Source organism: Streptomyces atriruber (genome assembly GCF_001418325.1).
In the GTDB taxonomy this organism is placed as follows: domain Bacteria; phylum Actinomycetota; class Actinomycetes; order Streptomycetales; family Streptomycetaceae; genus Streptomyces; species Streptomyces atriruber.
This window is the reverse complement of record NZ_LIPN01000342.1, coordinates 1-11,272: the sequence shown is the minus strand read 5'-3', so window position 1 is coordinate 11,272 and position 11,272 is coordinate 1. Positions and strand designations below refer to the sequence as shown.

The following is an 11,272-nucleotide window of genomic DNA, read 5'->3' as shown; positions in this document are numbered from 1 at the left end:
ACCCGGTTCCCCACGCCCCGGCTCCCCGTCCCGCCCTTCCCCCTTCTCGCCCGCGGCGCACTCCCCGAACGCCTCCGCGGCCAGGACCCAGTCGCCCACGGACGCCGCCAACCGGCCCTCCGCATAGCGCCTGAGGGGGCGCACCGCGCGAAAGGCGTCCGGCAGCGGGGCCAGGTGGGTGAGCGCGGCGGGCCAGTCGCCGGACTCCGCGGCCGTCAGGGCCGCCTCGTACACCCGGGTCCGCAGGTCGGTCAGCCACGGTTCCGTGTCCCAGCCCTGCGCGGCCGCGGCCGACAGGTCCGTCAGGGCTTCGGCGTGGCGCCCCGCTTCCGCCGCGCCGCGGCCCCGCGCGTACAGGAGGCGCACCGCGCTGTCGAGGAAGCCGTCCGCCGCGGCATAGCCCTCGACCGCCGCGCCCCATGCGCCCGCCGCGTCCGCGGCCCGTCCCGCGCAGTACACGTGCCAGGTGCGGCGGTCGGGCCCGGCCTGCGCGAAGGCGTCCCGAGCCGCCGCCCACTGCCCGGACTCGGCCGCCGCCCGCCCGCGTGCGTACGCCGCCCGCCCCGCAGCGCCGTCGAGGCCCTCGCATCGCGCGTACGCCGCCTCGGCCGCCCGCCAGTCCTCGTGCGTCTCGGCGGCCCGGCCGGTCACGTAGGCGGACCACGCGGTGGCCGTGTCGTGGCCGGGGCGCAGCAGCAGGACCGCCGCGTACCCGTCGGCCGCCGTGTTCCAGTCGTCCGCGAGGCGTGCCCGCTCGGCGGCCTCGCAGACCCGCGCCACATGCAGCTCGTCCCGCGCCGCCGCGAGCCGCTCCGTGACGTCCCGCAGCCCGCCGGGCCGCGCGGCGAGCACCTCCTCGTAGCGGGCGATGGCCGTCGCCCAGTCCGCGGCGGCCTCCGCGGCGCGCGCTCCCTCGACGAGCGAGACGAGCCGCCGCAGCCCGGCGACCTCCGCCGCCAGCGCGCCGGGCGTCGGCCCCGGCAGCAGCTCGCGGACCACGTCGAGCTGCGCCTCGGCGCCCACCGCGTCCCGCTCCCCGGCGAGCAGCGCGCACAGCTTCTCCAGCTCGGGCCAGGCCAGCTCGAACGCCGCCTCGGCCCGCATCCGGCGCTGCTCGTCGGCGTAACTCTGCGTCGGCGTCCGCAGGATCCGCTGCACCTGCGCCCAGTGCCCCAGGTCGCGCTGGTGGCGTGCCGCGCGGATCAGGACCGCGGAGCCGACGTGGCCGACGGGGCTGTGGAAGGCCCGCAGCGCGTCCTCGCCCTCGCGCAGCGGATCCGCCACCCCGTCCTCGCCGTCGTCCTCGAACTCGTCGTCGCGCACCTCCCGCGCCTTGAACAGCCAGCCCTGCCGACACCCCTCGTGCAGGAACAGGGCGGGCGTCGCCCACTCCACGGCCGTGTGGTCCGGCTGGTGCGAGATGCACAGCCGTGCGGCGGCCATCGCCTCGTCGACGGTCTTGTTGGCCGCGATGCCCTTCAGCAGCTCGGGACCGAACGCGCCCGCCGACACGTCGCTCACCCGCCCGCGCATCGCCACCACGGCGGGCACACCGCCGCCGATCAGGGCCTGCGCGAGCCCGGAGAAGGGTTCGAGGTGCGAACTGTCCGCCCCGGAACACAGGTTGAGGGCGACGAACCTGAGCTGCTGCGCCTTGAGCAGCATCGCGCCGAGCAGATCCGCGGGCACCCGGTCGATGCCGCCGCTCTCCGTCTCCAGGGCCACCACGCCCTTGCCGATCTCCTGGTCGTACGATCCGTGCGCGATCACCAACACGGCCGTGGGCAGCTCGGAGTGCTTGTCGAGCGCGGCCTCCAGGCCCGTGCGGGTCGCCCGCTCCAGCACGGTGGTCTGGACGGCCACGTCGGGCAGGTCCTGGCGGATCGCGGCCACCTCGGCGGCGGTCCGCAGCGGCGGCAGCCCGCGGGGCGACGCGCACACCACCAGGAGCCGGATCACGCTCGGCTCGTCCGCGGGCTCCGGCAGCCGCTGCCCCAAGGGCCCGCCCGCCAGCGAACGCGCCAGCGAGTAGCCGTGGCTGAGGGCGAGCGACTGCTGCGGGCTGCCGGGCGGCGCGCAGAGCGACTCCAGGGGAAGGTCGCGCAGCTCGGGCGGCAGGTCGAAGCGGAGCCGCAGCCCGCGCGAGGGACGCATCCCCTGGGCGCGGTCGAGCGCGGTGTCGACGCACGCGCCGACGCGCCCGCCGACCGCGTCCTCGGCGCCCGCGCCCGCGCCGTCGCCCTCCGCCGGTCCCGCGTCGCCGAACAGCAGCCGGAAGACGCCGCGCCCGAGCACCCGCAGCTGGGCCACCGTGTGCTGCTCGCCCATCGGCGCCAGCCCGAGCTCCGCCGCGATCAGCCGGTCCCACTGCTCCCTGAACGCCGCGGGTTCCCCGTCGACCGCCATGATCTCGGCCGCGCAGGCGGGTCCGCTGGCGGTCACGAGATAGCGGGATCCGCCGACGGGGCGGACCCGGATGCGCAGTTCCTCGTAGGCGAGCACGGGCGTCACTGCTCGCTCTCGTCGGGCTGCCACATGATGTGGTCGAGATCGCCGATCACGGCTTCCCGCTGCGCCTCCAGGTCGGGATCGTCCGGGAAGTGCGCGAGTGCCGCGGTGAGTTGGTCGACGGCCTCGCGCAGGGCCGCCCGCGCGCCGGACAGGCTGCCGGAGCTCCAGCGGGCCGCGGCGAGCCCGCGCAGCACGATGCCGAGGCTGACCTGGGCCCGCAGCAGATGGGGGTTGAAGGCCACGGAGCGGCGCAGGTCGGCGGCGGGCTGGTCGAGCAGTGTCTCCTCGTCGTTTGCCCCGGAGATCCCGCGGTCGGCCAGCACGCGCGCCAACTGTCCCTCCAGCCGGGCGCGTTCGTTCGCTCCGATGACCGATCGGGTCGCATCCAGCGTCGAGACGGCGAGGCTCAGCCGCCCGTCGCGGTGCGCCACCCGTGCCGCGCCGAGCGCGATGTCGACGATGGCGGTCTGTGTCTCGCGGTACCGGTCGAGCTCCCTGCTGTGCACCAGCGCCCGACGCCAGTACGCGGCGGCGGCGCCGAAGTCGGGCCGGTCGGAGGTCATTTCGGTCCGGCCCATGCTGAGCCGCGCCTCCAGGGCCAGGCCGCGCGCGTCGAGGGAGAGCCTGAGGTGCTTGTCCGGGACCCCGGCGTATCCGGGGTTCAGCTCGTCGAAGCGCCCGCACGCCGGTTCGCACACGGCCGCCGCCCCCGGCCCGCCGCGCCTGCGGCAGCCGGAGCAGCGCAGCTCGGAGAGGGCGGCCAGGGCGTCGGCCGCCTTGTCCTGGCCCAACAGGAGCTGTGCGAAGCCGAGTTCGGAGAACGCGTAGGTGAGGGAGGTGTACGCGGCGGTGGGCGCGGCGGAGGCGTACGCGGACGCCTCCTGTCGAGCGGCGGCGAAGGACTCCTCCAGTGCGGCGGCGAAGGCGCCGAACTCCGCCGACCTGCCGAGCTCCGCGATGCGCAGCGGGCCGCAGAACAGCGGCGCCCCGCCGCCCCGGGCGGAGGGGAAGCCGCCGACGGCCGCGAGCAGCTTCGCGGCGTCGGCCTCGCGCTGGAGCAGCGGCCCGGGCGCGACCCGGGTGCCGGCGTCGGCCTCGTCGGGCATGTGCCGTTCGAGCACCTCGCGCAGCCCGGCGCGCAGGGCGGGCACGAGGGAGCGCTCGACGGCGACGTCGTACCGCCGGGCGGCCCTGGTCAGGACGTGCTCCCAGAACCCGGCGTCGTGCAGCACCGCCGCCCAGGCGGCGACACACCGCTCCCACGCCGAACCGCCGTCGTCCTCGGTCGAGTTGAGGAGGCACACCGCGAGGGTGTGGGTGACCCGGTGGTCGGCGGGGTCGTTCCCGACGGCGTCCCCCAGCAGTGCCACGGCGGCCGCCCGCCGCCCGCCGCGCACCAGGGCCACGGCGTACAGCGGGGCGGAGGGCCACGGTCCTGGGTCGAGCCCGCGCGCGGCGGCGATCAGCTCCCCGGCCCGCTCCCAGTCCGCGCCGCCCCGCGGCCCGGAGTCCGCGAGCGCGGTGAGGGCCGCCCTGCGCAGCCGCAGCGCCACCTCGCGCGCGGAGCGGCCGCGGAGCGCGGCGTCGAGCCAGCGGGCGTCGTCGTCCAGGGAGCCGGCCCGGGCCGCGGCCCGCAGGTCGTCCAGGGCGGCGTCCGTGTCGCCCGCGCGCGCGTGGACGTAGGCGCGCTGGACGAGGCTGCGGCCGTGCGGGACCGCGCAGGCCAGCGAGGCGGTGAGATGGCGCTCCGCCGCCGCGAGGTCCCCGCGGTGCGCGGCCGCGCAGCCCAGCCAGTGCAACGGGCCCGCCGCCGCGGGGCGCAGTGCGCGCGCCCGCTCGAACTCGGCCTCGGCGCCCTCGGTCTCCCCGCGGGCGAGCCGCACCCGGCCCGCTCCGGTCCACGCCCGCGCGGCGACGCGCGCGACGCCCTCCGCGTCGGGCCCGCGCCCGGCGTCCGTGCCGTGCCCGCGCCCGGCGTCCCCTGCCGTGTCGCCCGGGGCGCCCGCCCCCACGAGCTCCAGCGCCTTCGCGAAGTGGTTCTCGGCGGCAGCGGTGTCCCCCCGCGTCAGGGCCGACTCGCCCTCGGTGCACGCCTGTTCGGCGTGGGACAGCTCCGTACTCGTGGTCTGCGCGGTCACAGTCGGTCCCCGTTCCCGGTCCACGGCGGCGGGGTCAGCCGACGGCCTCGTCAAGGACCGAACGCCAGCGACTCCGGTCGCGGTCGTAGTGCACTGGTCCCACCGCGAACTCCGTCAGGTCCAGCGCGGTGAGCCGTTCGTACGCCTCGGCGGGCAGGTCGGGCTCCAGCACGATGTCGAGGCCGGTGGCCGCGTCCTGCAGCACGATCGGCCGGGCCGCACGGGCCTCGCCCCGGGTGCCCGGCTCGGGCGACGCGGGGCGCGCGGTCTTCCGTACGACCCCCTTGAACGCGCCGTACGCGTCCTTCACGGCCTCCGCTCCGAGGCCGCTGAGGAAGGCCTGAAGAGGCAGCGAGGCCAGCACGATCCAGGGGATGTCGGCGGCGCCGCGGTGCTCGACGGTCTGCCGGACGCGGACCGGCGGGGCGCCGAGTCCGTCGAACACGGCGACCAGCTCGCGGCGGAGTTCTTCGGGGACCTCGCGGTCCAGGAGCAGCTCCGCTCGCAGCGGCGCATCGGTCATGGACGTGCTTCCTTCCGAGGGCGTGCACGGCAGCCTAGAGGCGTGGGCCGTGCGCGGGCGGGGAAACCCGTGATTCGGTACGAGCGGCCGCCGGCGTGGGCGTGGCCGGTGCCGGTGGGGCCGACCTGGGCCGTCGTCCCTTACCTTCGTACGCCCTTGCCATGCTTCGAAGTGCCCCCGGTTCACGCGATGGTGCGATCATCGGCCGCCGTGCGGATGCCGGTGGCGGGCCCCGGGTAGAGCCGCGCACATGACGCAGCCGTTCGAACTGCCGCACTTCTACATGCCGTACGCCGCGAGGCTCAACCCGCACCTGGAGGAGGCCCGCGCGCACTCCGCGCAGTGGGCGCGGGACATGGGCATGCTGGAAGGTTCCGGCATCTGGGAGCAGAGCGACCTCGACGCGCACGACTACGGCCTGTTGTGCGCGTACACCCACCCCGACTGCGACGGCCCCGCGCTGTCGCTGATCACCGACTGGTACGTGTGGGTGTTCTTCTTCGACGACCACTTCCTGGACATGTACAAACGCACCCAGGACAGGGCGGCGGGCAAGGCCCACCTGGACCGCCTGCCCCTCTTCATGCCGATGGACCTGTCCGCCCCGGTGCCCGAGCCGCGGAACCCGGTCGAGGCGGGCCTCGCCGATCTGTGGGCGCGCACGGTGCCCGCGATGTCCAAGGACTGGCGCCGCCGCTTCGCGGAATCCACGGAGCACCTGCTCAACGAGTCGATGTGGGAGCTCTCCAACATCAACGAAGGGCGGATCGCCAACCCCGTCGAGTACATCGAGATGCGCCGCAAGGTCGGCGGCGCTCCCTGGTCGGCGGGGCTCATCGAGTACGCGACGGCGGAGGTGCCCGCGGCGGTCGCCGGATCGAGGCCGCTGCGCGTGCTCATGGAGACGTTCTCCGACGCCGTCCACCTGCGCAACGACCTCTTCTCGTACCAGCGCGAGGTCCAGGACGAGGGCGAGCTCAGCAACGGAGTGCTCGTCCTGGAGACCTTCTTCGACTGCACGACCCAGGAGGCCGCCGACACCGTCAACGACGTCCTGACCTCGCGGCTGCACCAGTTCGAGCACACGGCGGCCACCGAAGTGCCCGCCGTCGCCCTGGAGAAGGGCCTCACCCCGGCCGAGGTCGCGGCGGTCGCCGCGTACACGCGCGGACTCCAGGACTGGCAGTCCGGCGGCCACGAGTGGCATCTGCGCTCCAGCCGGTACATGAACGAGGGCGCGCTCGACAGCTCACCGCTCGCCGGGCCCGGCGGCATCGGCACCGCGGGAACCGACATGGCGGCGCTGCTCGCCGCCGCCGGGGCGGAGCGGCTGCGCTCCTTCACCCACGTGCCGTTCCAGAAGGTGGGGCCCTCCCGCATCCCCGACCTGGGCATGCCGTTCCCGCTGCGGCTCAACCCCGGCCTCGACACCGCGCGTCAGCGGCTCACCGGGTGGGCGCACGCCATGGGCATCCTGGCGGAGGGCGTCTGGGACGAGGACAAGCTCGACGCGTACGACCTGCCGCTGTGCTCCGCGGGGCTCGATCCGGACGGCACCGCGGAGGCGCTCGACCTCAGCTCGCAGTGGCTCGCCTGGGGCACCTACGCCGACGACTACTACCCCCTCGTCTTCGGCCGCCGCCGCGACCTCGCCGCCGCGAAGCTCTGCACCGAACGCCTCTCCGCCTGCATGAACCTCGCGGACGAGCCGGTTCCGGTGCCCGCCAACGCCATGGAGCGCGGCCTCGTCGACCTGTGGGCGCGCACCACCCGCGACATGACCGACGAACAGCGCAGGACGCTGCGGGACGCCGTGGACGTCATGACGGAGAGCTGGGTGTGGGAGGTCTTCAACCAGCTGCACCACCGCATCCCCGACCCGGTCGACTACCTGGAGATGCGCCGCGCCACGTTCGGCGCCGACCTCACCATGAGCCTGTGCCGGATGGGCCTCGGCCCGTCCGTGCCGCCCGAGGTCCACCGCAGCGGCCCCGTCCGCTCCCTGGAGAACGCCGTCGTCGACTACAGCATGCTCGTGAACGACATCTTCTCGTACCAGAAGGAGATCGAGTACGAGGGCGAGATCCACAACGGCATCCTCGTCGTGCAGAACTTCTTCGGCTGCGACTACCCGGCGGCGCTGCGCGTCGTCCACGACCTGGCGACGCAGCGCCTGCGGCAGTTCGAGCACGTCGTCGAGCAGGAACTGCCCGTCCTGTACGAGGACTTCGGCCTGTCGCGGGAGGCGCGCGCGGCCATGGACGGCTACGTCACGGACCTGCGGAACTGGACGGCGGGGGTGCTGAACTGGCACTACGAGTGCCGACGTTACGGCGCGCGGGACCTGGCCAGGCGCGCGCACGGCTTCGTGCCCGACCGGGTGCCGAGGGTGCCCTCGATCGCCGGTCTGCGCTGACCCGACGCGGCCCCCTTCGGATGGTTTCATCCGGAATGGAGGATTCGTGGAACTTAGGTGATGCGCCAGGAGTCTTCTGAAGTGAAGGCGGCCTTCGAGTGGCCGCGAAACGGGGGATGGACACGGGGGTGTTCGATCTTGACCGACATCATTGAGCGCATCACTGAAAAGCTGACGGGCGACGAGGCGAAGGCGAAGAGCGGGACGGCGGCAGACGGTGAACTGACGCCGTTCGTAGTGCCGTTGACCGTCCCGCCGGTCCTGCGGCCCGATCCCGAGGACCCGCGCGAAGAGACCGAGATCGCCCTGCGGCCGACGTGGGTGCGGCTGCACCCGCAGCTCCCGCCGACCCTGATGTGGGGGTATGAGGGCTCGGTGCCCGGCCCCACCATCGAGGTGCGGCGCGGGCGGCGGATCCGCATCGCCTGGACCAACCGCATTCCGCAGGGCGAGTATCCCGTCACGGCCGTCGAGGTCCCGCTCGGCGACCCGCAGAAGGACCCGCCGCCCAGCACCGAGCCGGGCCGCGCGGGCGTCGAGCCGAACAAGGACGTGGCGGCACTGCCCGCCTGGTCGGTGACGCACCTGCACGGCGCCCAGACGGGCGGGGGCAACGACGGCTGGGCGGACAACGCCGTGGGATTCGGCGACGCCCAGCTCTCCGAGTATCCGAACGACCACCAGGCGGTCCAGTGGTGGTACCACGACCACGCCATGAACATCACCCGGTGGAACGTGATGGCGGGGCTGTACGGCACGTACCTCGTCCGGGACGACGAGGAGGACGCGCTCCAACTGCCGTGCGGCGAACGGGAGATCCCGCTGCTCATCGCCGACAGGAACCTGGACACGGACGAGGGCGACGGCCGGCTGAACGGCCGCCTCCTGCACAAGACCACCATCGTCGACCCGAAGAACGCGGAGACGGGCAAGCCGGTCACCCTGCCCTTCTCGGGCCCCTACACCACGGTCAACGGCCGCATCTGGCCGTACGCCGACGTGGACCCGGCCTGGTACCGCTTCAGGCTGGTCAACGCGTCGAACGCGCGCATCTACGACCTGGTCCTGGTCGACGAGGACAACAACCCCGTGCGGGGCGTCCTCCACCAGATCGGCAGCGACGGCGGGCTCCTGCCGCGCCCCGTGCCGGTCGACTTCGAAGGGGCCCTGCCGACGCTCACCGTCGCCCCGGCCGAGCGCATGGACCTCCTCGTCGACTTCCGGGAGCTGGCCGGGCAGCGGCTGCGCCTGGTCAACAAGGGCCGGGGCCAGGCGCCCGGCGTGCCCGACGTGGCGAACGACGTGCGCTATCCGCAGGTCATGGAGTTCCGGGTGGGCGACTGCGCCGAGCCTGACACCTTCGAACTGCCGGAGATCCTCTCGGGCTCCTTCCGCCCGCTCACGCACGACATCGCGCACGGCCACCGGCTGATCGTGCTGACCCCGCCCGCCACCAAGGGCGGCGGCGGCCACCCGGAGATCTGGGAGATGACCGAGGTCGAGAAGCCCGGTGACATCCAGGTGCCGACCGAGGGGATCATCCAGCTGCGCGGGGAGGACGGCAAGGTCAAGACGTACCGCAGGACCGCCCGCACGTTCAACGACGGCCTCGGCATCACCATCGCCGAGGGCAGCCACGAGCAGTGGAGCTTCCTGAACCTCGCCGTGAACCCGCCGGTGGTCCACCCGATGCACATCCACCTGGCGGACTTCCAGCTCCTCGGCAGGGACACGTACGACGTCTCGGGCTTCGACGTCACGATCGGCGGCACCCGCACCCCGATCGCCGTCGACCCGCGGCGACCCGTCCCGCTCGCCCCGAACGAGCGCGGCTGGAAGGACGTCTTCCGGGTGCCCGGCGGCCAGCTGCTGCGCGTCATGGGCAAGTTCGACGGGGCGTACGGCCGCTTCATGTACCACTGCCACTTCCTGGAGCACGAGGACATGGGCATGATGCGGCCCTTCGTGGTGATGCCGGAGGAGGCCCTGAAGTTCGACCACGGCGCGGGGCACGGCGGCGGTCACGGGGGCCACGGAGGCTAGGGCCTGCTGCCGCCCGCGCGGTGGACGGCGGCTCGCGCCAGGGCCCGCACGATCGGGTGCGGCCGCGAGCCGTCGCCGGCCAGCTCGGGCTGGAAGAGGGAGGCCAGGAAGAAGGGGTGGCCGGGGAGTTCGGCCATCCGCACCTGGCCCTCCGCGTCCTCGCCGGAGAAGCGCAGCCCGTGGGCCCGCAGCGTGTCGAGGTGGGCGCTGGGGCCGTACGAGCAGTGGTAGCGCTCGATCGACGTGCGGGCGCCCACCACGGACTCGGCGAGCGAGTCCGCCGCGATGGTCACCGTGCCCTCGTGGCCGACCAGCGAGCAGGCCAGCGGGGTGAGGAGCAGGTCGTCGGCGTCGGGGTCGTTCTCGGCGTGCGCGACGTCGGTGAGGCCGCACACGTTCCGTGCGTACTCCAGGAGCGTGTGCTGGAAGCCGCCGCAGGTGCCGAGGAAGGGCACGCCGTCCTCGCGCGCCGTGCGGATCGCGGCGAGCGCCCCGGCCTCGCTGCGGTAGGGGCTGCCCGGCACCACCCACACGGCGTCGAAGCCGCGCACGGCGTCCGGCTCCGCGGCGTCCTCGGTCGGGATCCAGTACGCGTCGAGGGCGAGACGGTCCTGGGTGGCGAGGGAGTCCAGGAGGAGTGGGATCCGGTTGTGGGAGGCGACGTTCGGCGAGCGGTCGCCGACGAGGGCGATGCGGGCGGCGGCGCGGGGAGTGGCGTCCTGGCGGGGTGCGGAGTCCTGTACGGCTGGAGTCATGCCGATCATCCTGGGCGCGCGCTCCAGTTCACGTCCAACGATGAAATCTGCACGCGCCATAAGCATCTCTGATGACGGCTGGCGGAGGGCGGCCGGCGGCTGGCGGAGACGGAGGCCTGTTGACGGACGGCCGCCTGGCGCCGGGTGCTGCCCATGTCTCCGATGACCTGGAGGATCCTTGCGGTCATGGACCCGCACCTCCTGCGCACGTACGTGACGGTGGCCCGTCTCGCCTCCTTCTCCGAGGCCGCCCGCGAGCTCGGCTACACCCAGTCCGCCGTCTCCCAGCACATCGCCGCCCTCGAACAGGACCTCGGCGCGGCCCTGCTCACCCGCCGACCGGTCGCCCCCACCCCGGCCGGTGACCGCCTCCTGGAGCACGCTGGCCCGCTGCTGCTGCGCCTGGACGCGGCCCGCGCCGAGGTCGTCCGCATGGCCGCCGCCCCCGAGCAGGGGCTGACGCTCGCCGCCACGTCGGCCGCGCTGACCCCGCGTACGGTCCGGGCGCTGCCCATGGCGGGCGTCACCCTCTGCGTGCTGTCGCGCGACGAGGTTCCGGCGGCCGTCGCGACCGGCGCCGCCGACCTCGGACTCGTCGACGGTCTCGCCGCGCCCAGCGACCCCCTGCACCTGCCGGACGTCGCCCCGCTGAGCGCGCACGCCGTCGCGGAGGAACCCGTCGCCGTGCTCCTCGCCGAGGGCCACCCGCTGGCCCGCCGCGCCGGTCTGCGCCTCGGGGACCTCGTGGACGCCCGCTGGATCGACGCCCCCGGCACCGGCCTGCCGCTGGCCCAACTCCGCGCCGCGAACGGCACGTCGGGCTTCCGCCCCGCGCTGCGCTACGACGGTACGGACCTGCGTACGCTCGCCGCGCTGGTCGCCGCGG

The 11,272-nt window shown here is 74.3% G+C and carries 7 protein-coding genes; 3 read left to right on the top strand and 4 right to left on the bottom strand.

Annotation, left to right across the window (positions count from 1 at the left end; translation table 11 throughout):
* From AOK03_RS30480 to AOK03_RS30470, 3 genes are all read right to left on the bottom strand, one after another.
* Nucleotides 1-2,511 (bottom strand): CHAT domain-containing protein (locus tag AOK03_RS30480; protein ID WP_157869120.1); only part of this gene is annotated, 2,511 nt, incomplete at its 3' end.
* Complete coding sequence (locus tag AOK03_RS30475; protein ID WP_055568591.1) at nt 2,508-4,649, bottom strand: hypothetical protein; 2,142 nt, start codon at nt 4,647-4,649, stop codon at nt 2,508-2,510. The genes AOK03_RS30480 and AOK03_RS30475, both read right to left, overlap by 4 nt.
* A 34-nt stretch (nt 4,650-4,683) precedes the next feature.
* Entirely contained in the window at nt 4,684-5,172 is a 489-nt protein-coding gene (locus tag AOK03_RS30470) for a hypothetical protein (RefSeq protein WP_055568590.1), read from the bottom strand.
* A 250-nt stretch (nt 5,173-5,422) separates the two neighbouring features.
* Between AOK03_RS30470 and cyc2 the strand changes: the two genes are divergently transcribed.
* Both cyc2 and phsA read left to right on the top strand, forming a co-directional pair.
* Nucleotides 5,423-7,588 (top strand): germacradienol/geosmin synthase Cyc2, encoded by a 2,166-nt coding sequence (cyc2, locus tag AOK03_RS30465; protein ID WP_055568589.1) that lies wholly within the window; start codon nt 5,423-5,425, stop codon nt 7,586-7,588.
* Nucleotides 7,589-7,726: 138 nt separating this feature from the next.
* Nucleotides 7,727-9,631: an O-aminophenol oxidase PhsA gene (gene phsA / locus AOK03_RS30460; protein WP_055568588.1), complete on the top strand. Its 1,905-nt coding sequence runs from the start codon at nt 7,727-7,729 to the stop codon at nt 9,629-9,631.
* Here phsA and AOK03_RS30455 read toward each other — a convergent pair.
* Entirely contained in the window at nt 9,628-10,386 is a 759-nt protein-coding gene (locus AOK03_RS30455) for a CTP synthase C-terminal region-related (seleno)protein (protein WP_055568592.1), read from the bottom strand. The two genes, phsA and AOK03_RS30455, sit on opposite strands and share 4 nt — an antisense overlap.
* Before the next feature lie 186 nt (nt 10,387-10,572).
* Here AOK03_RS30455 and AOK03_RS30450 point away from each other — a divergent pair.
* Nucleotides 10,573-11,272, top strand: a 700-nt coding sequence (locus tag AOK03_RS30450) for a LysR family transcriptional regulator (protein WP_055568587.1), incomplete at its 3' end; no start/stop codon positions are given.

Excerpts from the sequence above, each read along its gene's own strand:
- AOK03_RS30470 (WP_055568590.1), bottom strand. The coding sequence starts at position 5,172 with ATGACCGATGCGCCGCTGCGAGCGGAGCTGCTCCTGGACCGCGAGGTC.
- AOK03_RS30455 (WP_055568592.1), bottom strand. The coding sequence starts at position 10,386 with ATGACTCCAGCCGTACAGGACTCCGCACCCCGCCAGGACGCCACTCCC.
- cyc2 (WP_055568589.1), top strand. The coding sequence starts at position 5,423 with ATGACGCAGCCGTTCGAACTGCCGCACTTCTACATGCCGTACGCCGCG.